Raw genomic sequence first — 22,673 nt, 5'->3', positions numbered from 1 at the left:
TTTTATACCGCCGGTATATTTTTTGTGGCAATGATATCCACACCGGTTCCGCACACATTTCTAAGCACCACATCTCCAATATGTACCGGGGCGTTCATCCGGACGGCTCTTAAAGCTTCTGCACAGTCATAAATCTTTCCTTTTGGAATATCGGAGGCTGTCTTGACGGATACCACCGGAAGGGTGCCTCCGGCTACACGGACAGAGGATGTGACAATCCTGGTGGGGTTGGTCACCTCTTTTTTTCCGTAAGCTTCACCCTTTTTGCAGGTGTTTCCCTCCACCTTTTTCACAGCTCCGTTTTCCATTGTAATAGTAAGACTGCATCCCAGAGGACAATTAATGCAAATCAATTCTCTCGTTTCCATCTCTATGCCTCCTCCACTTTCACAGTAATCTTATCGAAACTTTCATCGTCTGTCAAATCTGATCTTTTCAATACAACCTGCTCCATCTCACCGGGTGCCAGCTTTCTCTTTTTCTTATGCCAGATCCGCCTCTCACCCAGGTACACACTCACATAACAGTCCCTGTAAACACCGCCCACCCGGAAACGCAGGGTAAGGGTATCTTCCATACACGCAGGCCGGATGGTCTGGGGCACTGTGTAACGCACGCCATCCACAGCCAAAACCCGGATCGACCTTGCATCCCTTTTTTCCTTCTCTCCCCGGATATACGCGGCCGCACAGGCACCGGCCCTTGCTGCCTCCTCGGAGACATAGTCTACCAGGTCATGTACATGGAGCACATTGCCGCAGGCAAAGACACCCGGCACATTGGTCTCCAGACTTTCATTCACCACAGGGCCTGAGGTGACGCGGGACAGTTCCACGCCTATTTTTCCTGACAACTCATTTTCCGGGATCAGGCCGCAGGAAAGAAGCAATGTGTCGCAGGCGTAAAACTCCTCGGTTCCTGGGACCGGCTTCCGGTTCTCATCCACCTGCGCCAAGGTGATCCCTGTGACTCTTTCCTTTCCCTGAATATCAACCACGGTATGACTGAGTCTTAACGGAATATCAAAGTCATTCAGGCATTGTACAATATTTCTCTGAAGGCCGCCGGAAAAGGGCATCAGCTCTGCCACCACTTTTACCTTGGCACCCTCCAGGGTCATTCTCCTTGCCATGATCAGCCCAATATCACCGGAGCCCAGGATCACCACTTCCCTGCCCGGCATATATCCCTCCATATTCACCAGACGCTGCGCTGTTCCCGCAGTGTAAATACCGGCGGGGCGGTAACCCGGAATATTCAGGGCGCCTCTTGGCCTCTCCCTGCAGCCCATAGCCAGGATCACGGCGCGGGCCTCCAGCATCATAAGACCGTCCTCTCTGTTCATAGCCATAACGGTTTTACATGCTTCCCCATCCCGGATATCCAGAACCATAGTGTGCAGTTTATAGGGAATCTCCATCTCTTCCACCTGGGCAATAAAACGCCATGCATATTCCGGTCCTGTCAGTTCCTCCTTAAAGGTATGGAGACCAAATCCATTGTGGATACACTGGTTTAAGATTCCGCCCAGTTCCCTGTCACGCTCCAGGATCAGGATGTTTTCCACCCCTTCTTTTCTCGCAGATACAGCGGCCGCCAGTCCTGCCGGGCCTCCACCGATTATAATTAAATCATAACACATGATCTTTCCTCTCTTTCCCCGTTTAAACTGTCTTATTCTCTCCTGCTTCCCCGTCTTTGAGCACACCTGTAAGAAGCTTTGACCCTTTGCCTGCCTTTGTAAGGCTGAGTGGGTCCAAATGCAGCTCTCTTGCCAGTATTTCCATGGTCCTGGGTGCGCAGAAGCCTGACTGGCATCTGCCCATTCCCGCCCTGGTTCTCCGCTTCACACCATCTAAAGACCTGGCGCCCAAAGGCCGTCTTATGGCATTTATGATCTCACCCTCCGTCACAGTCTCACAGCGGCAGATGACGTTGCCGTAAGCCGGGTCTTTTTGGATCAGCTTTGCCATTTCCTCCGGGGAGGCCTGCGCCACGTTGGGAATATCCTCCCTTGTGCCGATAAAATCGTCCTTCTTTTTTGCATGGAGATACTCTGCTGTCATCTGTGCCAGGTATTCTCCTATGGCAGGAGCACTTGACAGGCCCGGTGACTCAATCCCCGCCGCATTGAAAAAGCCTTCCGCATCCTTAGCTTCACCCAGAACAAAATCCTCATTTTTTTCTGTGGCCCGAAGACCTGCAAAGGACGTGATCACCATATGCAGGGGAACATCTGCAGCACTGACACGTGCCAGAGATGCCACTTTTTCAAGTCCCCCGGCAGTTGTCTGGATTTCCTCTTTGTCCTCAATGTCATCCGCCGTGGGACCTACAAGCAGATTGCCGTGCACTGTGGGGGTAATGAGGACCCCTTTTCCCATCTTTGTTGGAAGCTGGAACACTGTGTGGGATACAAAATCCCCTGCTTTTTTATCCAGCAGGCAGTATTCCCCTTTTCTGGGCGTGATAGAGAGCTTTTGGCTGCTCACCATATTGTTGAAAACATCAGCATATACACCCGCTGCATTGATGACGCACGCTGTCTCGTAGTATTCCCGGTCAGTCTCAATTTCGTAACCGCCCTTATCCAGCTTTCTGACTGCCTTTACCTCTGTATCCAAAAAGAAATCCACACCGTTCACACAGGCATTCTCCGCCATGGCGATAGTCAGTTTAAAGGGACATACGATTCCGCCGGTGGGGGCATATAACAGGGCTTTAACCTGGTGGGAAATGTTTGGCTCCAGTTTATGGATCTCTTCTCCCCTCACGATCCTTAAGCCTTCCACCCCATTCTCCTCCCCACGCGTTTTCAATGCCTCCAGCTTCGGGATATCATGCTCATCAAAGCAGAGGACTAAAGAACCATTCTGCCTGTATGGAAAATCCAGTTCCATTGACAGCGCTTTCATCATTTTACTGCCTCTCACATTCATCCTGGCCTTCATGGAGCCCGGTTCCGCATCAAAACCGGCATGGACAATCGCACTGTTGGCCTTGGAAGTACCGCAGCAGACATCCTCCTCCCGTTCCAGCACGGCTGTCTTCAGGCTGTATCTGGACAGCTCCCTTGCCACAGAGCTTCCCACAACTCCAGCCCCGATAATTATCACATCATATTTCATTTTCTCATTCCTCCTATTTTTGTAATAAAAGATCCGGCGAACCGGAGCCACGGGCCAAAGTACAGCCATTTTCGGCTGTATCTTATTCACCCATTGCACAAAAAAGAGACAAAGCGAATACACATGCTTCTGACATGTGTCCTTCGCTTTGTCTCTGTTCTCCAGCGTTATCTATTCTATTTACATGAACCAGACTTTCTGGTTCGTGGTGGATATGGATACGGCTCCTGCACTCAGTGCTGCCATGATATCCTCCTTATCCGCGATCAGCCCCCCTGCAATGACAGGTGTTCTGCTGTGTATACAGATCCTCGCAATAATCTTGGGCATAACACCCGGAAGCACTTCTATCATATCCGGATGCACACTCTCTGTCTGTCTTCGGATACTCTCAAAGGCAATGGAATCGATAACGAAAAAACGCATGACCGCAAACAGTCCCAGTTCCTTTGCCTGTTTGATGATGGCAGGCTTGGTAGAGATCACACCGTCTGTCTCTGTGGTGTTTTTCAAAAAGTCTACGGCAACCTCTCTGCTGCTCAGGCCTCCTATGAGGTCAATATGTACCAGAACGGTTTTGCCGCCCTTTTTCAGGCGCCCCACAATATCACCGATACTGCAGATATCCCCATAGAGCACAAAAACGATCCTGATGTCAGATCCCAGACACCTGTTAAGTCCCTGTTCATCCTTGATGGCTGCCACCACAGGGCAGTCCTCAAATTGTTCTAAAATATCCTGTTGTTTCATGAGACACTCCATTTCCGTACTGTAAACTAGTACAGCGTTGCATAAGTTCCGGTGATATAGCACCCGCTATTTACGCCAGTGCCGCGTTGCCGAAGCTAGTCGTAGGAACCGCTGCGCCGTCGCTTTGGCGCCTTGCACTGACGAAAATATCAGGCACTCTATCACCGAAACTTACGCAATGCTGTACTAGTAAACTATTTGATTTTAAAAAGACAAGACAATAAAGCCGTCATACGGCTTTATCCTCTTGTCTCCTGTCTCTTCTTACATCTTAGCACATCCCCCTGTGCCATGCAAGCATAAATGTCACTTGTTGTAATGTTTCCGTAACAGTTCGTTACTGTTCACAGCCCAATGTCCCGGGGATGTTGTCCCGCCAGGTGCTGCCTTGCAAATGCAAAGCAATCCCGAGACAGCTACGCGCCAGATAGCGGCTGCGGTTTTGCCGACTGCTTGTTACTCTCTGTAGAAACATACCACCGGGCAGCCCGCCTCTATATTTTCGTATATCGTTGTAGCTGCAGCAGTGGGCAGGTTGATACATCCATGAGAGCCGCTGGTGCGGTAGATGGAGCCACCGAAGCTGTATCTCCAATTGGCATCATGCAGACCAATGCCGCCGTTAAAGGGCATCCAATATTTTACAGGCTGTTCATACTCATAAGTGCCGTCCTCCAGTTTCCGTCCTCTGAGCACCTGGTTTCTTTGTTTATACATAAGAGAATACACACCTCCCGGCGTCCTTCTGTCTCTCATGACATAAGTACCGGATACAAAATCCGTATCCATAAGCAGTGCTCCATCCTTGTAGAACCAAAGGTGCTGGCTGGTCAGGTCGATCTCCACATAGGTTCCGCCGATATCATTTTCCCCGTATGCCACACCAGCCTTGGAATACACAGGCTCACGGACCGTCACTGCATGGTTGGCAATGTCCTCTAAAAGCTGGGCCTTTTCCTTTAACTGGTTTATCTGGAACCCGTAATTGCCGCCGGAAACAGTGATCGGTTCCCCTGTGGCTGTGCTTGTTATGGTCCTGTCCCTGCCCACGGTATCATAGTTTTCCGCCAGCCAGGCGACAAACTCCGTTACTCTGGCCTCCAGTGTTGCCGGGTCCTCCACATAATTACCGTTCTCGTCGTAGGTCATCCACTCTTTCACGGTCATACCGTCCAGCACTTCTGTCTTATCTCCGAAGGTATAGGTGACCGTTACGGCTGCACAGGAATTCCACACATCCCTCTGGTGATTCAGAGTGGGGTCCTCCTTTGTGACAGCCGGAGCTGCATAGGCACCTGCCTCCTCAGCGGAAACTGATTCCTCACTGCCGGCCACAGCCTGCTCAAGAGCGGAGAGGATAACATCCTCCTGTACGGTGGTGCCTGCCGTCTCATCCACAATGACAAACTGGTTTTCCTGGAAAGTAATGTACGCATCCGTTGGAGCCTCCATGCTGGCGGCCTGCATACAGTCAAAAGACTGAAGCTGGGCTTTCAATGCCTCCTTATCATACTGGATGTTCTCCTCAGCCTCATGATCGGTATCCCTGAAATATCCTGTTATCCAGGTGAAGGGATTCTGCTCATCTAAAAGTTTCTGCACACTTCCGTCGCTGACATAAGCATAACCAATGTCCTGTCCTTTGATCTCTCTTGTCTGGTCATTTCTGAACTGCACCTGAACAGAATAGTCCTCAACTTTTTTCCGTATCAAATCTTCCGCCTGCTCCACAGTCAAGTTCCCGCAAGCTATATGGTTTACGGTTGTTCCCTTAAAGAATTTGTCTTTATAATAGTAAGCGCCCGCGCCATAGCCGGCAGCTGCCAGTATGACCACAGCACCTGTGATGCCAAGTGCAATTTTGATCCCGGTCTTTTTACCCTTCTTTTCCTCAGCCCTCATTTCTTTTTTGGCTGCTTTTTTCTGCATCTTTATAGTTTTTTTATCCGGCTCCCGGTAAGCAGCGGTTTCCGCCTGGCTTCCGATGGTATCCTGTATGATTTTCTCCATGGCAGAATCAATTTTGGCTTCCATCTCTGATTTAGGCTGTGTCTGTTCTGCCTCCCCTTGCCGGACAGCAGCTTTCGCCTGTTCTTCTGCCTGCTGCAATTTCTTTTGCTGTGTCTTTTTTTTCATCTAATTTGCTCCCCGATATTACATTTCTGTGGGTACTGCAGCCATCTACGCTTCATTTTCCATGCTGCAGCCGCCTATATTCGACATAAACGCGAATACTTGTCTATTATAACACAAAATTCTACAACCGGATAAATATAAATGAATCCTAAAAAAAATTTAAAGCTTTTGTCATACTTTCTGTTCCTTTTAGTGTATGTGAAATATTTTCTTCATATTCTATCCTGTCACAGAATTCTGCTGGGAATGGATCAACCATATATTAGACGCACGAAAGTGTCGAAAAGTGTCACAAGGAATAAAAAATATTTTTCTCCGCATACTAATTCTGCAGCGCAGGCAACTGCTGCCGCCCAATATAAGCAGAATAAGTGAGGATACTGCCATGTTAAAAGAAAAACCTTACGAAAACGACTATGATGACGGAAACATTCCTGAGATCGACCTGCCCAGGGAGTCAAACGCCACAGACGTGATCCCCGACGAAGTGCCGCGCAAAGACGGCCCTAGCGGAGAAGGCTGACAGGAAGCGAGGTGAATTCTGATGATCGACAATGAAGAACTTCCCATCGGCTTCACCATGGAACTGGCGCAGCATTCAGACATCCTGAACCATTTTGCCCAGCTTCCCAAATCTGAACAGAAGCCTCTGGTAGACAAAGCCAGACAGGTAAACTCCCGCCACGAAATGCGGGAGTATGTGGAATCCATGTTCCGCCCCTGAGATGCGCTGCTTCAAAAGCCGGCTGTGACACGCAGGATCCTCTGCGCCGCACAGTCGGTTTTTCTGTCCCTTCATTCATTTTTGGCTGACTGCTTAATGATCTGATTGATATAGGTACTCAGCCCCGCTACCAAAATCCCCTGGGTAACAGCAGTAAACACTGCCTTTGCGGCTGTCTGCGGAGAATGGACATCACAGACTGCAAGTACCCATACCGCGCATATAAGGATTCCTGCTGCTCCCAGGATCAGAGGGATATACTTATCTTTTACTGCCTGGGACTGTTTCAGCGCCATGCCCACAAAATAGAGCACTATGGCCACCACAAGAAGCTCAGGTTTTACATATTCCATTATAGTCTCCATTTCCCCTCCCCATAATACTGCCTCTCTTACCATCATATGCGCTGACAGGCTTAACTTGCCGGGACCGGTGTATTTTTTTCCATTCCATGATAATTCCTGCAAAATACCGTTTCCCCGCATATCCGGATGTGTTATACTAAAAGCGGTTACTATTCAACCTTCCGGCTTCATAGCAGCAAAAGCATGCACAGTCCTGCCCTTTAGGGTACAGACTGCATAGACCGCAGTCTGGCGCGAGGCCGTCTCGGGATTGTCTTGCAATTGCAAGGCAGCATCTGGCGGGACAGAGGAAGGCTGAACTGTTACTAAAAGTTTCTAAAGCAAAGAAGGAGGATTGCTGTAAAGCAAAAGAAATCTTATGTACCATTTACTGAATCAATATTTAGATACAAAACAGATCGTAATGCTGGGAATCATCATTACCTTTCTCATCACATTTTTTGCCCTGAAACATCCCTTTTCCTTTCTCCCCAGTGACCAGGGACGGGATTTCGCCTTAAACGGCGCACTCTCAAAAGGTAAGACAAGAGGCGTTGGGCTGACGTTTGTCATCTGTTTTATCATCGGCACGGTTCTCTTTATGCCTCTTGACAAAGAGTATATCGTCTACGCCATACTGCTTTTCTGCATTATGCTGAGCGGATACCTGGACGATGCTGCTGAGACGCCGTGGAATGAATACAAAAAAGGTCTGATCGACCTCATCATCTCCGCTGTGGCTGTTCTCACTTTCCTGAATTTTAACAGTACCACCATCTCCCTTGGTTTTACGGAGCTGGAAATACCCAAAGCGGTCTTTGCCATACTGGGCATTATCCTCTTCTGGGTCTCCATCAATGTAACAAACTGTACCGATGGTGTGGACGGGCTGTGCGCCAGTCTCTGTGTGATCGTGATGCTGTCCTTTGGCCTGATTTTTAAAGAAACTCTGGGAACTTACGTGATCGCCAATTTCCTTTTTGCCGCTGTCCTGCTGGCATACCTGTACTTTAATTCCTCCCCCAGCAGTATGCTGATGGGGGACGCCGGCTCCCGGGCACTGGGCTTTTATATTGCAGTGATCGCCATCAAATCCCATCATCCGGTCATCTACCTTCTGCTGGCAGGTGTACTGATCATTGACGGCGGCCTGGGACTTGTAAAACTCTTCCTGAAAAGATTTTTAAAGATCTCCATCCTGAAAAATACAAGAACCCCCATTCATGACCACGTAAGAAAAAAATGCGGCTGGTCAGATACTCAGGTTGTTGTCCGTTTCCTGATCATCCAGGTGATCCTGGCTGTTGCAGCATACTTGCTGGTAAAATAAAAAAGAAAGAGAAACACGCCATGACAGCTGTGTTTCTCTTTTTCCTTTCCCCCTCATTTTGCTGCCCTCATACACGGTCCGGTGTCGGCTCAGAACTGAGCCATCAGATATGAATAATAATATCCTGAACATCACAATTTAGAATATCACAGAGCACATCAATGGTCTTTGTGGTAATGGCCTCACCCTTTTTCATCCTGTACAGGGTATGGGCTGATACACCATGGGTATGAATCAATTGATACTCCGTCAAATCTCTCCGGAACAGTGTCTCGTAAAACGGTTTATAACTGATCATAAACACTTCTCCTATCCAAAACATTTATTGAATAGTATCATACTCAATCTCTTGACTATACTCAAAATATTGAGTATATTTAAAACAAAAGAATGAAATGGGGGAATATTTTATGACAAATCATGAAGAGCCAAAACATTCATCAGAATACGACAAGAAACAGTTCCTTGAAAGCTGTGACAGGTATGAGGACAAAACCCTGGAAAATATTATAAAAAAAGCAAAAGAGATGGGACTTCTGGAAGATTAGTCTTACCCCGGCCGGGATGTGCCGGGGATTTTTTTCTCAATGCAGAATGCCGCTTGTACTCTTTCCTCACTTTATGTATAATAAATGAGGAATCTGGAAACCCTGACTGCGGCTGAAAAAACCGCAAATAAAAACAAAGGAACTTTAGTATATGAATATAAGAAGACTTTTTGCTGTATGGAGCGCCAAGCTCATTAAGACAGCCTGTCAGATCACCGGCAGACAGGGTGTGACTCTGGCCGGAAAAATAGCACTCTCCATCTATCCGCCCATTTTAAAAGAATTGGCCTGTGAAGTCAGAAAAGACATTTTTGTGGTCTGCGGCACCAATGGCAAGACAACCACCAATAATCTGTTGGCCTCTGTTCTGGAAGCAAACGGCTGCAGGGTTGTCTGCAACCGCACCGGCTCCAACATGCTGAACGGTGTGGTTTCTGCCTTTGTCCTGAATGCCCGGGCAAACGGCCATCTGGATGCGGATTATGCCTGTATCGAGATTGACGAGGCCTCCACGGTCCGTGTATTTCCCCACTTCAAACCTAATTATATGGTCCTGACGAATCTGTTCCGTGACCAGCTTGACCGCTACGGGGAGATTGACACCACTATGAACCTTCTGTCCCGAGCCATGAAGATGGCACCTGATATGAAGCTTTTAGTCAACGGGGATGACTCACTGTCCACCTTTCTCGCCATGGACAATGACAATCCGTACACCACTTACGGCATCAGTGAACAGGTGTACAAAGAACAGGATTCCCGTGAGATCCGGGAAGGCCGTTTCTGCAAACGCTGCGGAGAAAAAATGGAGTACAAATTCTACCATTACAGTCAATTGGGGGATTATTTCTGTCCCAAATGCGGTTTTGCCCGTCCTACACCGGAATTTGACGGCAGCCATATTGATATGTCGGATGGTCTGTCCTTTTATGTGGGCGATTTTCATATAAAAGCCAATTACCGTGGTTTTTACAATATATATAACATACTGGCAGTCTACGGCGCTGCCTCCCTGGCGGGTATTCCCCTTGACCGTTTTAACAGGATTCTGGGTGACTACACGCCCCAGTTCGGAAGAAATGAACTTTTTGAAATCGGCGGTACGAAAGTCATGCTGAACCTGGCTAAAAACCCGGCAGGTTTTAACCAGAATATCGGGGCGGTCATGACTGACACTTCCCCCAAGGATATCATAATCCTGATCAATGACAACAGCCAGGACGGCACGGATGTATCCTGGCTCTGGGATGTGGATTTTGACAGGCTGAAGGACGCCAATGCCGCATCCATAACCGTCAGCGGCATCCGCTGTCAGGATATGCGCCTGCGGCTGAAATACGTGGATATCCCCTCCTCTCTGGAGCCTGATATAGAGAAGGCTATCCAGACCCGAATCCAAAACGGAACCAAAAACCTGTATCTGCTGGTAAATTACACCGGCCTGTATACCACCCATAATATCCTGAAGAAAATGGAGGGCAGAAAATGATGAAGATCACCATCGGACATTTATATCCGGACCTGCTGAACCTGTACGGGGACAGGGGAAATATCCAGTGCATGATGAAGCGCTGCCAGTGGAGAGGCATCGAAGCTGAGACCATAGAATACCAGCTTGAGGACCATATTGACTTTTCCACTCTCGACATTGTGCTTCTGGGCGGCGGATCTGACAGGGAACAAATGCTGGTCTGTGACAAGCTGCGCAGCATTCAGAAGGATTTCAGAGATTATGTGGAGGACAACGGTGTGGTGATTGCCGTCTGCGGCGGTTATCAGCTTCTCGGTCATTATTATGACACAGATGACGGACGCATTGAAGGCCTTTCCCTTGTTGACTTATACACAGAACAGGGCAGCCCCCGCCTGATCGACAACATTGTACTGGAGAATGATAAATTCAGCCTTCCCATTGTGGGCTTTGAAAATCACGGAGGCCGCACCTATATCGGAGATAATGAGCCTTTCGGAAAAGTCCTCTACGGAAGCGGCAACAACGGAGAGGACAAGGCAGAGGGTGTGCTTTACAAAAATGTTGTGGGCACATATCTCCACGGCCCCCTCCTTCCCAAAAATCCGCATATCAGCGATTATCTGATCACAAACGCCCTGGAACGCAAATACGGAAAAGCGGAGCTGGCTCCGCTTGATGACAGCCAGGAGATTGAGGCAAACCAGTATATCTATCATCGCTTTACAGCCAAACAATAGATAAATACGGGGGTCTTATGATCGCTATGAACAGAAGGGGATAACTTATGGGATACCGAATCGCACTGCTGCTGAAACAGCACTACTACCAACATTTTAATCAACGCCTGCCCGGCATCAGCGAAGATATCTTTGTAGAATGTTTTACTTATGATACCTTGGAGGAACTTAAAACATTATTTCTGCAAAACAAAAACAACTTTGAAGGATTTCTGGTCAGCGGTATTGCCCCCATGAAAGCCATATACTCCCTTGGGGAGCAGGCTGCCGATGCTGTTGTTGACTATTTTCATATCAGTGTGGAGAACACCTACCGTATTCTGCTTCAGCAGATTGTTTTGAATGAACAACTGAAATTGTCCCGAATCGGCATGGATTTCCTTCAGGACGGCCACACCTTAAAAGAGCTCTTGGAGAGCAATCGGTTTGCCCAGCGCATCCGTGAATTTGAGGATGAGTGGATCGAGTATTCATCCAATGTGGATCTGGATGAGAGAGAGGCTGCCCTCTCCGAAAAATACAGGGAACTGGCAGCGCAGGATAAACTGGATATGGTCATCACTTATTTCTACAGCGTGACCGAGAATCTGCGTGACACCTCTGTCCCCTGTATTTATGTGTATCCTGACGAGAACATGATAAGCGATATCCTGAACAGTATGAAAAAAAGCATTTCCATTAAAAGCATGAAGGACCATCTTCCTGCAGTCATACATATTAATATGGAAAATATGCCTGTACAGGATGAAATGTCATATGAAACCACCCGCCTGGAGATCAATAAAATGATCGTGGAACTGAACCGGAAATATCTGAACCGCCTTATCATAAAAAACACGTACCGGGATTTTGAACTTTACGGTGATTACAGTATCATAAAAGAGATCACAGGGGATTTCCAAAAATGTCAGATCCTGGACCGGCTCCACAGCCTGCCCTCTTTCAGAGGCTCCGTGGGATACGGCATTGGCCGCACCTTTTATCAGGCCAGAGTAAATGCCATTGATGCCAGTCATTATTCCAGAAACGGCAGCCAGCAGGAGGACGGCAGCTACCTGATCGACGAAAACGACCAGCTCACAGTCCTGCAGATCGGCCTGGTCCCCGCCGGAATGAAAGTGTCAGGCGATTACATCCATGATATTGCGGACAAAGTGAGCCTTTCCTCAGAGACCATTGTCAGGATCATCCGTGTTATGAAACAGGAGGGCACCAATAAACTCACTTCCCAGGAATTGATGCATCACCTGAATATCTCCGCCAGAGCGGCCAATAAATTTCTGGCCGCCCTGCAGAAGGACGGATACGCGGAAGTTGTAGGTATGAGACGTTCCGGAAATAAAGGGAGGCCCATCAACATATATCAGATCGATCTGAAATACTGATCCATCCGCATGTTCTCTTTGATATACAAAAACAGCAGCCTTACCGGTTTATCGGAATGGCTGCTGTTTTTGCCCTGCTGTCTTATTATTGTTTATAGATCCGGCTTTATCTCATCCGGAATCGGACAATGGTAGCCTCCTTTCACTGCTTTGAGAAATTCTTTCTTTGCCTCCTCAGCTATCCGAGGATCCTGAAAAACATCAATAGCTGACATCCCCATAACCTTTGCCGCGGTGATCATACCCTTTATCCCTATGGAAGACCCTGACTGACTGACCTCCTGCCAGGAATGCCCGGGAGTTCCAAAAGCTTTGCAGGCTGTCAGGATCTGTCCTGTGGGCGCCTGATAGCTCACGTCCCCCACATCTGTACTTCCCGGCATGACTGTTTTCAGGGGATTGATGGGAAAAACTGCATCTGCCAGCACTTTGCCCTCCATCTCTGCAGCCGCATTCTCCCCGTGCTGATCTTCCACCGCTGACACAGCCTCCTGCATGATCTCCTCCGAAAATGTCCTCTGGATCTTCTCCGCCAACGCGTGATCATCGCTGTCAAAATCCGGCGCTCCAGCCTCCCGAAAATTCTCCATCAATACGTTTCCAAGGACCTTATTGGGGATATAGTCGCTGAATCCGTCCCCCCGCACCACCTCATAGGAGGTACCTGTCATGATAGCTGCTCCCCGTGCCACTTCACAGATCCTTTCAAATATTTCAAAAGACTGTCGAAGCCGCGGAGCTCTGGCTTCGTAATAGACAGATGCAGTCTCCTGTACCACATTTGCTGCGTTTCCTCCTGCGTTGGTGATCGCGTAGTGAATTCTGGCCTCCGGGATCACGTGCTCCCTTAAAAAATTGCATCCCACATTCATAAGCTCCACTGCGTCCAGGGCACTCCTTCCCAGATGGGGAGACGCGGAGGCGTGGGATGCCTTACCATGGAAAGTAAAAGAGGCGCAGATATCTGCCAGCGAACTGGATGAAAAAAGTCCGTTCACGTCCCAGGGATGCCAGCAGAATACCGCATCAAGGCCTTCAAAGCAGCCCTCCCGTGCCATAAAAGTTTTACCTGAACCCTTCTCTTCCCCCGGGCAGCCAAAGTAGACAATAGTTCCTGCTCCTCCGCTCTCCTCCAGGTAAGCCTTAACGGCAACTGCCGCCGCAAGGGAACCGGTGCCCAGCAGATTATGGCCGCATCCATGGCCGCAGTCTGTCTCCTCTCTCTTTTCCTGCGTATCCCTCCCCGGTTTCTGGCTAAGCCCAGGAAGCGCATCAAATTCCCCCAAAATGGCAACTGCCGGTCCGCCGGTGCCAAAGGTTCCCTTAAAGGCTGTGGGGATTCCCGCCAGCCCTGTTTCCACCTGAAACCCCTCCGCTTCCAGCGTATCCTGCAGTAATTTCGCTGATCGGTATTCATGAAATCCCAGTTCCGCATATTCCCATATTTTTCGGCTGATATCAGAGTAAGTCTTCTCCTTCTCAGCAATTCTTTTGCATAATCTTTCTTTTGCCTCTGTCATTTTCTTCCTCTCCTTATATACCCACCATTACAGCTCCCATGATCAGGATAACTTCCAGCGCAATCCACATTAAAAATAATTTCCAAATAAATTTGTACCACTTATTCATACCAATCCCCATAACACCGCACATCATAGCGCATCCTGTAGGCCAGAACATTTTAGAAAATCCATCCCCAAACTGATAGGCTATGACAGCGATCTCACGGCTCAGTCCAACCACATCGGCAAGGGGCGCCATAATAGGCACGGTCACTACAGCCTGCCCGGTTCCTGATGGAACAAAGAAGTTGATCAGGTTCTGTGCCAGCAGCATGGCAAATGCGGAAAGTCCGGAGGGGAAGCCTTTTACTATATTAGATAAATACAAAACCGCTGTGTCAATAATATTACCTGAACTCATCACCACTTCGATTGAGCGGGCAAAACCAATCATAAGAACCGTGAAAACCATGGATTTTGAGGATTCTACAAAGGAATCTGCAATTTTACTAGGTCCCATTTTATTGATAAGGCCGGTTATCACCATTCCGATAAAAAATACTGCTGCAAGCTGCTGCAGATAAAAACCAAACTTTGCAACGCCGATGGCAATCGTCATGATAATAATACCAAATCCCACTAACGTGAGCTTCTGTCTGCCTGTAAAAGGCATCTGCATAACCTCATCGCGGCTGGCCGTGACTGTAGGCTCCGGTACGCCGTAGAGATAACTCTTTGTGGGGTCTTTTTTTACTTTTTTTGCATAGTGCATTATGTAGATTATGGTTACAGTCACAAAACAAACAAATGCCACGATCCGGAATGTGATAATTTTGCCTTCAACACTTGGAATTCCTGCAATACTGCTTCCCAGACCAACCGTAAAGGGGTTAAGGACTGCCGCGGCAAAGCCAACACCGGTTCCCAGGATCACGATGGAAGATCCTACTATCCTGTCATATCCCAGTGTGATGGCAATGGCAACAAACGCCGGGATCAGTCCCCAGGCCTCCTCATTCATGCCAAATGTAGTTCCCCCGAGAGCAAAGAGTGTAAAAAATATGGGAATCAGGAAATAATCCTTGTCCTTGATCTTCCTCAGTATAGAACCGACCAGCGCGTTCAATGTTCCGGTACTCATAAGCAAAGTAACGTACCCACAGGCAAAAAGCAGAAAAAATATAATATCCGCTGCGTTTACAAATCCCTGAAAGATACTCATGCAAAAAGCCCAGGGGCCTATAGGATTGGCATCCACCGCATGATAACTCCCCGCTACTACCAGTTCTCTCCCCAAATCCGGGTCTACCGCCCTATCAAACTGTCCTGCCGGTAAAACCCAGGTCAGTATGGCACTGATAAGGACCATTGTCATCATGATCACGTAGGCATGGGGCATGGAAAATTTAAATTTCCTCTCTCTTTTCATTTAAAAAATCCTCCTTTTACTTTTTCGCTGTAAACTGCTGATTATTTTAAGCATACTTACAGAACCATTCTTTTATATTTAGGATACCACTCTGCTTAAATAAAGTCAATTGGCAGTAATTGCAGATAATATCTCTTGAATTTCGGAAATAATACACAAAAAATAACGGCTTGATGCGGGCTTTCGATTCTGAAAAGAATTATGGTACTGTAAATTACATTTAAAGCCGGATTCTTTATAGATATGGATGCACCGTGGCCGTAACACTGCGGTTCACAGTTTTCTGCCCTGGAAGCGTTTCCCCGGGAAAAACAGCCTGATGTGGCGAAACCCCGGGGCAGGCGGCACTTGTTGCGGTTCTCTGTACTGCGCCTTTTACATGGATGTGAAGCGTAACATCATTACAGAAATATTCGAGAATATGTAATACAAAATAGTGGAAATTCCTAATTTTAAATGTTATACTGGTTATTGAAATTATTTTATGTATGAGGAGGATTACATCATGGCGAGAGGACGCAAAAAAGAGACGAGGACACTGGATGAACAACTGCAGGCAGTTATCGGGGAAATCGCCACATATGAAGAAACTTTAAAAGAACTACGCCGCAAGAAAAAAGAGATTGAGCAGAAAATCACGGAAGATAAAAAAGAGGCTTTATATAGAGCAGTAATGGAATCCGGCAAATCACTGGAGGAAGTCCTGGCTGGTTTAAGCAACCAATAAAACATAAGTCAGCCCCCCGGCTGTTCAGATCTGAACAGCCGGGGGGCTGACTTATGTTTTGATGCTTTTAAGGCTATTCCGTTTCTCTCTCCAAGATCACCTGATAACAATTTGCACCATACACACTCATTCTGGGTTCTAATATCTGCTTCAAACGCCATCCATTGGCAGCTTCAGATATAATTGCTTCTTTACAGGCCTCAAAGGGTACCTGCGGCTGCCGGGTCTGCACATATCCGTACCCGGACTTTTCCGTCTTATCCGAAACCAATGGTATTTCAATAAACTTATATTCATATTTCTTCATAGGCTGCTCTCCTCTTCTCTCAGGATGTATCCGCAATATCCATTTTCTGTTTTTATATATCTTATCTGAACCTGTTCCCCTGCCTGATAGGTATTATCCACAATCCGGCATTGTATCTCTGCATCTTCCCCCTGCAAGGTCTTAAATTTTACGGTTATAGCAGGAGGTTTCTCCTCCCACTGCGCCCCAAACTGTGCGGCAAAAAACTGATCTACAGGCGTATTGCCAATGTAAGTAATCTCACCTACTGTATTAATCCCATTTTTATCAAAATGCTTTTTGAGCTTTTCTGCTCTGCTTAAACCAAACATATGCAGACTCCCTTCTGTGGCACCAATACACTTCTATTTAAAGATATTATACATTTTTTTTCTGTAAGAAACAATCAAAAAAGAAACAGGATTCCTGCATGATCAACGATCATGATCCGCTACATAAAATACATGGGGATTGTTCTCAGCAACAGGCTTCATGATGCACAGATATGGAAATCTGCTCCATAACGGGCTGGCAGTCCTCCGAATTTTCCTGCCGGATGCGTGATAATATCCCGCAGGTTAGTGGCCATAGGAACCGTTACCATACATGCACTATTCGCCATAATCTATCGGTCTGCTTACCCGTGATCTTATACTCTATATATAAATCTTTTTCTATATTGACCTTTTAGGTAAATGGCGTTACAATAGTATTGACCTAATAGGTAAATATCGTCATCAAAAAGGAGATAACAATGCCCGTAAAACTATTAGAGCTGATCCCTCAAAAAAGGGACGCTATACTAAATGCAGCCCTAAAAGAATTCTCTTCGCAAGGTTATGACAAAGCTTCAACAAATATCATAGCTAAGGAGGCCGGAATCTCAAAAGCACTCATGTTCCACTATGTCAGCAGTAAGCAAGAACTCTTTTTCGTGGTTTATGATTATTTTTCCGATTTGATCAGGAGAGAGTATTTTGAACAAATGGACTTTAACGAGAGAGATATTTTCGCCAGACTACAGCAGTCATATCTTCTGCAGCTCAAGCTAACAGAAAAATATCCCTGGATTTTAGAATTCAATAAGCTCTCACGCGATACAAATTCCGAAGAGATAAATAAGAAGCTGCAAGATAAAAGAAAACAGGAACATGCAGACTGCTATCCCAAGCTATTTGATGATATAGACGAAAGCCTGTTCAGAAAAGGATTGGAGATAAATGCATGTAAACAGTTTATCTTCTGGTCCAATGTTGGATTTACAGATGAAATCTTAGAGGAGTTTAGAAACAATCCGTTGCCTCATATTGACGGGGAGGCTGTCATATCTAAACTTGATCATTACTTTGCAGAACTGCGCAAGATATTTTATGCGTCAGATAATTTGTAAATCTGCAGCTTAAAGCCTTGGCCGGAAAAGAAAAACGCCAAATTTACGGAGGTGCAATATGAATGAGCAATACACACCTGTGATCATGGACTTCCCACTGAGAGGTGAATGGTTCTCTCCCAATACCCCCGGATCACGGATTCCAAGCCACGGGACAAACCGGTTCGGTACACGGTACGCTTATGACTTTTTACAGGTAGATTGGAAACGGAGAGGTCATCCCAGTTATCAAACGCATTGGCTTAAATATCTACTTTTTGGTGTTCCGCTGCAAAAATGCTATTGTTGGGGAGAAAATGTCTACGCTCCCTGTGATGGCACAGTTGTTGACGCAAAAGATGATCACAGGGAAAGATCCAGAGCACATCTTATTTCAGACCTGTATGTTGCTGTCAAAAGTGCACATTTTTATAATCCACGGAAAGATCATATACAGTCCATAGCCGGAAATTATATTATCATAAAATACAACGAACACGTGTATGCGGCGTTTGCCCATCTTCAATGCGGTTCCATCAAGGTTATTGCAGGCCAAAAGGTTAAGAGGGGAGAGGTTTTGGGTAAAATCGGACATTCCGGGAATTCCTTTTTTCCTCATTTACATTTTCAGCTTATGGATAACAGGGATATGAATTCAGCACAGGGGGTTCCCTGCGCTTTTAAACAGTATGAAGTGTTTGGTAATGGCCAGTGGGAAACTGTGAAGAATGGCATTCCAACAGATACGGACAGAATTCGATTTCCACACAAGACTTTAGAAATCTAAATCTTATTCTGTCAGCGGGATCCTATAAAGGGAATATGTATGATCAAGATAAAAACCAAGTGTCTCAGCAAGGCTTCTTGAAGCCGTGTTTGTAAACATACAATCCCAATATGGCTCTAAGCCATTTTGCAGCAGCTCAGAGACAAACGCCTCTGTAGCCATTTGGCAATATCCTTTTCTCCTGTATCCCTCTAATGTTTCAATTCCGATGGTATAAGTATGTTGAAAAATAAAATTTGTCAGGCAATAGCTGACAATCTTTTTTTCAAAGACAATACAATACCCAAATGCATGTTTTGTAAAATGATCAAGGGAATCCCACCATCGTATAATCTCTGATCCAAGAAACGTTAAATTAGAAATTTCTGTTGATTGTAAAAGATTTCTGTCTATCTTTTTTATATAAATATCTTTTGATATAGGTTTAAAAGTGTGCAAATTCCATTTTTCAAGATTTAATTTATAAGCACATTGTCTGGACTTCAACAAATTGTTTCTATTAAAAATATCTTCTAAGACAGAATCCCACTTTTTACAGTCACCGCTGAACTCAAAATCTCCGAGGCCGCTGTCTATAATCCTTCTTTTCAAGTTGCTATAAATAAAATCCACAATATCATCGTTGAACTTTGAATTATTAAAATCACCAATAAAATAAAATCCTTTTATTCCATATGACCATATAAGCGCCGTTTCAGGATGGTAGAGAGAGTCAACAAATACTTCACCGGAATTCATCCCACTCAGTACAGACTTTATTTCAATGTTATCCCACTCTCTACTCACCAGGTGAACGATATCCGCAAATCTCTCTTTATCAAACTGATAGATCATAAACTTCTCCTTCTCATTGGAAATGGATTTTAAATATAAAACAAAGTGGCAAGCTTAGATTATACTAAACTTGCCACTCTATTATCAACAGGGGATGAGGGATTCGAACCCCCATCGACGGTTTTGGAGACCGGTGCTCTACCATTGAACTAATCCCCTATATACTATCTATTATTATACATAAAATCTTTTTTCTTTCAAGACTTTTTTTCAAAAAAATCTGTTTTTTGAAATATACCTTCAAAACCGCATATACAAAACACAAAAACCTTTTTTCTTACCCGCCGTTCGCACTTCCGTGCTTAGGTCAAGCCCTCGACCGATTAGTAGCAGTCAGCTCCATACATTGCTGCACTTCCACCTCTGCCCTATCCACCTCGTCGTCTTCAAGGGGTCTTACTTCTTTATAGAATGGGATATCTCATCTTGAGGGGGGCTTCACGCTTAGATGCCTTCAGCGTTTATCCCTTCCAGGCTTGGCTACCCTGCCATGCAGTTGGCACTGCAACAGGTACACCAGCGGCCCGTCCATCCCGGTCCTCTCGTACTAAGGACAGCTCCTCTCAAATATCCTACGCCCACGCCGGATAGGGACCGAACTGTCTCACGACGTTCTGAACCCAGCTCGCGTACCGCTTTAATGGGCGAACAGCCCAACCCTTGGGACCTACTACAGCCCCAGGATGCGATGAGCCGACATCGAGGTGCCAAACCACTCCGTCGATGTGAACTCTTGGGAGTGATAAGCCTGTTATCCCCAGGGTAGCTTTTATCCGTTGAGCGATGGCATTCCCACTTAATACCACCGGATCACTAAGCCCTACTTTCGTACCTGCTCCACCCGTCGGTGTCGCAGTCAAGCTCCCTTCTGCCTTTGCACTCTGCGAATGGTTTCCAACCATTCTGAGGGAACCTTTGGGCGCCTCCGATACTCTTTCGGAGGCGACCGCCCCAGTCAAACTCCCCGCCTGGCATTGTCCCACCGCCGGGTCACGGCGGATGGTTAGAAGCCCAATACTGCAAGGGTGGTATCCCAACATTGGCTCCAGCACAACTGGCGTCATGCCTTCAAAGCCTCCCACCTATCCTGTACATGCAATACCGGACCCCAGTACCAAACTGGAGTAAAGCTCCATGGGGTCTTTCCGTCCTGGCGCAGGTAACCAGCATCTTCACTGGTACTTCAATTTCACCGGATGCATTGCCGAGACAGCGCTCAAATCATTACGCCTTTCGTGCGGGTCGGAACTTACCCGACAAGGAATTTCGCTACCTTAGGACCGTTATAGTTACGGCCGCCGTTTACTGGGGCTTAAATTCAATGCTTCGTCTCCTGACATCTCCTCTTAACCTTCCAGCACCGGGCAGGCGTCAGCCCATATACCTCACCTTTCGGTTTCGCATAGACCTGTGTTTTTGCTAAACAGTTGCTTGAGCCTATTCTCTGCGGCCAGGTCTCCCTGGCACCCCTTCTCCCGAAGTTACGGGGTCATTTTGCCGAGTTCCTTGGCAATGCTTCTTCCGTCGGCCTTAGGATTCTCTCCTCATCCACCTGTGTCGGTTTACGGTACGGGTACGGTATAAACAATAGCGGCTTTTCTTGACGCATGGCTCACACACTTCCCTACTTTAGTTCGGTACGCATCACGCTTTTGGGTTGTCTGACGGTTTTTCCTATCAGACCCCTCCTTCGCTTGCCCCGGGATTCCATTCCCGGGTTGTGCTCTCCACACGTGTCCCCACAGTTCTGTTATATCGCAGTACAGGAATCTCAACCTGTTGTCCATCGGCTACGGCTCTCGCCCTCGCCTTAGGCCCCGACTTACCCAGGGCAGATCAGCTTTACCCTGGAAACCTTAGATATTCGGCCACAAGGATTCTCACCTTGTTCTCGCTACTCATTCCGGCATTCTCTCTTCAATGCAGTCCACAGCTCCTTACGGTACTGCTTCTTCCCGCATTCAATGCTCCTCTACCAATGACTATGTCATTCCTCAGCTTCGGTGTCGTGTTTCAGCCCCGGACATTTTCGGCGCAGGACCTCTCGACCAGTGAGCTATTACGCACTCTTTGAATGTGTGGCTGCTTCTGAGCCAACATCCTGGTTGTCTTTGAAATCCCACATCCTTTTCCACTTAACACGTACTTTGGGACCTTAGCTGGAGGTCTGGGCTCTTTCCCTTTTGACTATCCAACTTATCTCGTATAGTCTGACTCCCGGTAATCGGTTCGATGGCATTCGGAGTTTGATATTCTTCGGTAGGCTTTGACGCCCCCTAGGAAATTCAGTGCTCTACCTCCATGAATCTATACCGAGGCTAGCCCTAAAGCTATTTCGAGGAGAACCAGCTATCTCCGGGTTCGATTGGAATTTCTCCCCTATCCACACCTCATCGCCACCCTTTTCAACGGATGTGCGTTCGGTCCTCCACTACCTCTTACGGCAGCTTCAACCTGGACATGGATAGATCACCCGGTTTCGGGTCTGCACATACTGACTCTGGCCCTATTCAGACTTGGTTTCCCTACGGCTCCGCGTCTTAGACGCTTAACCTTGCCAGTATGCACAACTCGCCGGACCGTTCTACAAAAAGTACGCGGTCCCTCATATAAAGAGGTTCCACAGCTTGTAAACACAGGGTTTCAGGTTCTCTTTCACTCCCCTCCCGGGGTCCTTTTCACCTTTCCTTCACAGTACTATGCACTATCGGTCACTAAGGAGTATTTAGCCTTACGGGGTGGTCCCCGCTCGTTCCCACAAGGTTTCTCGTGTCTCGTGGTACTCTGGATCCTGCCATGTCATCTCGGATTTCATGTACGGGGCTTTCACCCTCTCTGGCTGGCTTTCCCAAAACCATTCCATTATCCTCAACGAATCACTTATGCAGTCCGAACCCCGCCATGCACGCATGGCGGTTTAGGCTCTTTCCCGTTCGCTCGCCGCTACTTAGGAAATCGAGTTTTCTTTCTTCTCCTCGGGGTACTTAGATGTTTCAGTTCCCCCGGTTCCCTTCCATACGTTATGGATTGGCGTATGGATACATGAGGTTTGCTCATGTGGGTTTCCCCATTCAGATATCTCCGGCTCATAGGATATTTGCTCCTCCCCGAAGCTTTTCGCAGCTTATCACGTCTTTCATCGGCTCTTAGTGCCAAGGCATCCACCCTGCGCTCTTTCTTGCT

Annotated in this window: 23 protein-coding genes, 1 tRNA gene and 1 rRNA gene (1 of these 25 only partly in view); 10 read left to right on the top strand and 15 right to left on the bottom strand. The window is 47.1% G+C overall.

The window, feature by feature from the left end:
• Positions 1-2: 2 nt before the first annotated feature.
• From C6P39_RS19880 to C6P39_RS19860, 5 genes are all read right to left on the bottom strand, one after another.
• A complete protein-coding gene (locus tag C6P39_RS19880) occupies positions 3-368 on the bottom strand; it encodes a DUF1667 domain-containing protein (protein ID WP_104804944.1) in 366 nt (121 codons plus the stop codon).
• Between the two features lie 2 nt (positions 369-370).
• A complete protein-coding gene (locus C6P39_RS19875) occupies positions 371-1,645 on the bottom strand; it encodes an NAD(P)/FAD-dependent oxidoreductase (protein WP_095175370.1) in 1,275 nt (424 codons plus the stop codon).
• A gap of 19 nt (positions 1,646-1,664) precedes the next feature.
• A complete protein-coding gene (locus C6P39_RS19870; protein WP_104804943.1) occupies positions 1,665-3,128 on the bottom strand; it encodes an NAD(P)/FAD-dependent oxidoreductase in 1,464 nt (487 codons plus the stop codon).
• A gap of 180 nt (positions 3,129-3,308) precedes the next feature.
• Entirely contained in the window at positions 3,309-3,878 is a 570-nt protein-coding gene (locus C6P39_RS19865; protein WP_095175095.1) for a glycerol-3-phosphate responsive antiterminator, read from the bottom strand.
• 456 nt (positions 3,879-4,334) lie between these two features.
• Positions 4,335-6,014 carry a L,D-transpeptidase family protein gene (locus C6P39_RS19860; RefSeq protein WP_095175094.1) on the bottom strand — a complete coding sequence of 560 codons (1,680 nt, stop codon included), beginning with the start codon at positions 6,012-6,014 and terminating at the stop codon, positions 4,335-4,337.
• A 385-nt stretch (positions 6,015-6,399) separates the two neighbouring features.
• On the opposite strand from C6P39_RS19860, the gene C6P39_RS27715 reads away from it, so the two are divergent.
• Positions 6,400-6,537 carry a hypothetical protein gene (locus tag C6P39_RS27715; protein ID WP_167398047.1) on the top strand — a complete coding sequence of 46 codons (138 nt, stop codon included), beginning with the start codon at positions 6,400-6,402 and terminating at the stop codon, positions 6,535-6,537.
• A 21-nt stretch (positions 6,538-6,558) separates the two neighbouring features.
• A complete protein-coding gene (locus tag C6P39_RS19850; RefSeq protein WP_065542391.1) occupies positions 6,559-6,738 on the top strand; it encodes an HMG-box domain-containing protein in 180 nt (59 codons plus the stop codon).
• Between the two features lie 71 nt (positions 6,739-6,809).
• Here the strand turns inward: C6P39_RS19850 and C6P39_RS19845 are convergent, their stop codons facing one another.
• Positions 6,810-7,103, bottom strand: a complete 294-nt coding sequence (locus C6P39_RS19845; protein ID WP_095175368.1) for a phage holin family protein — start codon at positions 7,101-7,103, stop codon at positions 6,810-6,812.
• A 358-nt stretch (positions 7,104-7,461) separates the two neighbouring features.
• On the opposite strand from C6P39_RS19845, the gene C6P39_RS19840 reads away from it, so the two are divergent.
• Positions 7,462-8,412, top strand: coding sequence for an MraY family glycosyltransferase (locus tag C6P39_RS19840; RefSeq protein WP_104804941.1), 951 nt, complete (start codon positions 7,462-7,464; stop codon positions 8,410-8,412).
• A 103-nt stretch (positions 8,413-8,515) separates the two neighbouring features.
• On the opposite strand, the gene C6P39_RS19835 is transcribed toward C6P39_RS19840, so the two are convergent.
• Positions 8,516-8,710: a helix-turn-helix domain-containing protein gene (locus C6P39_RS19835; RefSeq protein ID WP_095175092.1), complete on the bottom strand. Its 195-nt coding sequence runs from the start codon at positions 8,708-8,710 to the stop codon at positions 8,516-8,518.
• A 112-nt stretch (positions 8,711-8,822) separates the two neighbouring features.
• On the opposite strand from C6P39_RS19835, the gene C6P39_RS27575 reads away from it, so the two are divergent.
• The 4 genes from C6P39_RS27575 to C6P39_RS19820 all read left to right on the top strand — a co-directional run bounded on the left by C6P39_RS27575 (position 8,823) and on the right by C6P39_RS19820 (position 12,556).
• Positions 8,823-8,960, top strand: coding sequence for a hypothetical protein (locus C6P39_RS27575; RefSeq protein WP_156087477.1), 138 nt, complete (start codon positions 8,823-8,825; stop codon positions 8,958-8,960).
• 151 nt (positions 8,961-9,111) lie between these two features.
• A complete protein-coding gene (locus tag C6P39_RS19830) occupies positions 9,112-10,449 on the top strand; it encodes a MurT ligase domain-containing protein (RefSeq protein ID WP_104804940.1) in 1,338 nt (445 codons plus the stop codon).
• Complete coding sequence (locus tag C6P39_RS19825) at positions 10,449-11,171, top strand: type 1 glutamine amidotransferase (RefSeq protein ID WP_207657173.1); 723 nt, start codon at positions 10,449-10,451, stop codon at positions 11,169-11,171. The genes C6P39_RS19830 and C6P39_RS19825 overlap by 1 nt, the downstream gene beginning before the upstream one ends.
• Before the next feature lie 47 nt (positions 11,172-11,218).
• The gene (locus C6P39_RS19820) at positions 11,219-12,556 is read left to right on the top strand and encodes a helix-turn-helix domain-containing protein (RefSeq protein ID WP_095175089.1); all 1,338 of its coding nucleotides are present in this window, start codon (positions 11,219-11,221) and stop codon (positions 12,554-12,556) included.
• Positions 12,557-12,648: 92 nt separating this feature from the next.
• On the opposite strand, the gene C6P39_RS19815 is transcribed toward C6P39_RS19820, so the two are convergent.
• The gene (locus C6P39_RS19815) at positions 12,649-14,076 is read right to left on the bottom strand and encodes an amidohydrolase (protein WP_095175088.1); all 1,428 of its coding nucleotides are present in this window, start codon (positions 14,074-14,076) and stop codon (positions 12,649-12,651) included.
• Between the two features lie 13 nt (positions 14,077-14,089).
• A complete protein-coding gene (locus tag C6P39_RS19810) occupies positions 14,090-15,487 on the bottom strand; it encodes a YfcC family protein (RefSeq protein ID WP_104804938.1) in 1,398 nt (465 codons plus the stop codon).
• A gap of 505 nt (positions 15,488-15,992) precedes the next feature.
• Between C6P39_RS19810 and C6P39_RS19805 the strand changes: the two genes are divergently transcribed.
• Entirely contained in the window at positions 15,993-16,214 is a 222-nt protein-coding gene (locus tag C6P39_RS19805; protein ID WP_095175086.1) for a flagellar export protein FliJ, read from the top strand.
• Positions 16,215-16,287: 73 nt separating this feature from the next.
• On the opposite strand, the gene C6P39_RS19800 is transcribed toward C6P39_RS19805, so the two are convergent.
• From C6P39_RS19800 to C6P39_RS28205, 3 genes are all read right to left on the bottom strand, one after another.
• A complete protein-coding gene (locus C6P39_RS19800; protein ID WP_095175085.1) occupies positions 16,288-16,521 on the bottom strand; it encodes a DUF4177 domain-containing protein in 234 nt (77 codons plus the stop codon).
• Positions 16,518-16,832, bottom strand: a complete 315-nt coding sequence (locus C6P39_RS19795) for a hypothetical protein (protein ID WP_104804937.1) — start codon at positions 16,830-16,832, stop codon at positions 16,518-16,520. Before C6P39_RS19795 ends, C6P39_RS19800 begins: the two co-directional genes overlap by 4 nt.
• Before the next feature lie 158 nt (positions 16,833-16,990).
• Positions 16,991-17,122, bottom strand: a complete 132-nt coding sequence (locus tag C6P39_RS28205; protein ID WP_278277981.1) for a hypothetical protein — start codon at positions 17,120-17,122, stop codon at positions 16,991-16,993.
• A 132-nt stretch (positions 17,123-17,254) separates the two neighbouring features.
• On the opposite strand from C6P39_RS28205, the gene C6P39_RS19790 reads away from it, so the two are divergent.
• On the top strand, positions 17,255-17,890 hold the full coding sequence (locus tag C6P39_RS19790; protein WP_104804936.1) for a TetR/AcrR family transcriptional regulator: 636 nt from the start codon (positions 17,255-17,257) through the stop codon (positions 17,888-17,890).
• A 58-nt stretch (positions 17,891-17,948) separates the two neighbouring features.
• Positions 17,949-18,656 (top strand): M23 family metallopeptidase, encoded by a 708-nt coding sequence (locus tag C6P39_RS19785; RefSeq protein ID WP_104804935.1) that lies wholly within the window; start codon positions 17,949-17,951, stop codon positions 18,654-18,656.
• 3 nt (positions 18,657-18,659) lie between these two features.
• Here C6P39_RS19785 and C6P39_RS19780 read toward each other — a convergent pair whose 3' ends face one another.
• From C6P39_RS19780 to C6P39_RS19770, 3 genes are all read right to left on the bottom strand, one after another.
• Positions 18,660-19,490, bottom strand: a complete 831-nt coding sequence (locus tag C6P39_RS19780) for a GNAT family N-acetyltransferase (protein ID WP_104804934.1) — start codon at positions 19,488-19,490, stop codon at positions 18,660-18,662.
• Between the two features lie 88 nt (positions 19,491-19,578).
• Positions 19,579-19,649, bottom strand: a tRNA-Trp gene (locus C6P39_RS19775).
• A 144-nt stretch (positions 19,650-19,793) separates the two neighbouring features.
• Positions 19,794-22,673 (bottom strand): 23S ribosomal RNA (locus C6P39_RS19770) (it continues 5 nt past the right edge of the window).

Source organism: Blautia marasmi, assembly GCF_900258535.1.
GTDB classification, from domain to species: Bacteria; Bacillota; Clostridia; order Lachnospirales; family Lachnospiraceae; genus Blautia; species Blautia hominis.
The sequence above is the reverse complement of the archived record's forward strand: the minus strand, read 5'-3'. Positions and strand labels throughout refer to the sequence as shown.

Excerpts from the sequence above, each read along its gene's own strand:
- C6P39_RS19880 (WP_104804944.1), bottom strand. The coding sequence starts at position 368 with ATGGAAACGAGAGAATTGATTTGCATTAATTGTCCTCTGGGATGCAGT.
- C6P39_RS19870 (WP_104804943.1), bottom strand. The coding sequence starts at position 3,128 with ATGAAATATGATGTGATAATTATCGGGGCTGGAGTTGTGGGAAGCTCT.
- C6P39_RS19865 (WP_095175095.1), bottom strand. The coding sequence starts at position 3,878 with ATGAAACAACAGGATATTTTAGAACAATTTGAGGACTGCCCTGTGGTG.
- C6P39_RS19860 (WP_095175094.1), bottom strand. The coding sequence starts at position 6,014 with ATGAAAAAAAAGACACAGCAAAAGAAATTGCAGCAGGCAGAAGAACAG.
- C6P39_RS27715 (WP_167398047.1), top strand. The coding sequence starts at position 6,400 with ATGTTAAAAGAAAAACCTTACGAAAACGACTATGATGACGGAAACATT.
- C6P39_RS19850 (WP_065542391.1), top strand. The coding sequence starts at position 6,559 with ATGATCGACAATGAAGAACTTCCCATCGGCTTCACCATGGAACTGGCG.
- C6P39_RS19845 (WP_095175368.1), bottom strand. The coding sequence starts at position 7,103 with ATGGAGACTATAATGGAATATGTAAAACCTGAGCTTCTTGTGGTGGCC.
- C6P39_RS19840 (WP_104804941.1), top strand. The coding sequence starts at position 7,462 with ATGTACCATTTACTGAATCAATATTTAGATACAAAACAGATCGTAATG.
- C6P39_RS19835 (WP_095175092.1), bottom strand. The coding sequence starts at position 8,710 with ATGATCAGTTATAAACCGTTTTACGAGACACTGTTCCGGAGAGATTTG.
- C6P39_RS27575 (WP_156087477.1), top strand. The coding sequence starts at position 8,823 with ATGACAAATCATGAAGAGCCAAAACATTCATCAGAATACGACAAGAAA.
- C6P39_RS19830 (WP_104804940.1), top strand. The coding sequence starts at position 9,112 with ATGAATATAAGAAGACTTTTTGCTGTATGGAGCGCCAAGCTCATTAAG.
- C6P39_RS19825 (WP_207657173.1), top strand. The coding sequence starts at position 10,449 with ATGAAGATCACCATCGGACATTTATATCCGGACCTGCTGAACCTGTAC.
- C6P39_RS19820 (WP_095175089.1), top strand. The coding sequence starts at position 11,219 with ATGGGATACCGAATCGCACTGCTGCTGAAACAGCACTACTACCAACAT.
- C6P39_RS19815 (WP_095175088.1), bottom strand. The coding sequence starts at position 14,076 with ATGACAGAGGCAAAAGAAAGATTATGCAAAAGAATTGCTGAGAAGGAG.
- C6P39_RS19810 (WP_104804938.1), bottom strand. The coding sequence starts at position 15,487 with ATGAAAAGAGAGAGGAAATTTAAATTTTCCATGCCCCATGCCTACGTG.
- C6P39_RS19805 (WP_095175086.1), top strand. The coding sequence starts at position 15,993 with ATGGCGAGAGGACGCAAAAAAGAGACGAGGACACTGGATGAACAACTG.
- C6P39_RS19800 (WP_095175085.1), bottom strand. The coding sequence starts at position 16,521 with ATGAAGAAATATGAATATAAGTTTATTGAAATACCATTGGTTTCGGAT.
- C6P39_RS19795 (WP_104804937.1), bottom strand. The coding sequence starts at position 16,832 with ATGTTTGGTTTAAGCAGAGCAGAAAAGCTCAAAAAGCATTTTGATAAA.
- C6P39_RS28205 (WP_278277981.1), bottom strand. The coding sequence starts at position 17,122 with ATGGCGAATAGTGCATGTATGGTAACGGTTCCTATGGCCACTAACCTG.
- C6P39_RS19790 (WP_104804936.1), top strand. The coding sequence starts at position 17,255 with ATGCCCGTAAAACTATTAGAGCTGATCCCTCAAAAAAGGGACGCTATA.
- C6P39_RS19785 (WP_104804935.1), top strand. The coding sequence starts at position 17,949 with ATGAATGAGCAATACACACCTGTGATCATGGACTTCCCACTGAGAGGT.
- C6P39_RS19780 (WP_104804934.1), bottom strand. The coding sequence starts at position 19,490 with ATGATCTATCAGTTTGATAAAGAGAGATTTGCGGATATCGTTCACCTG.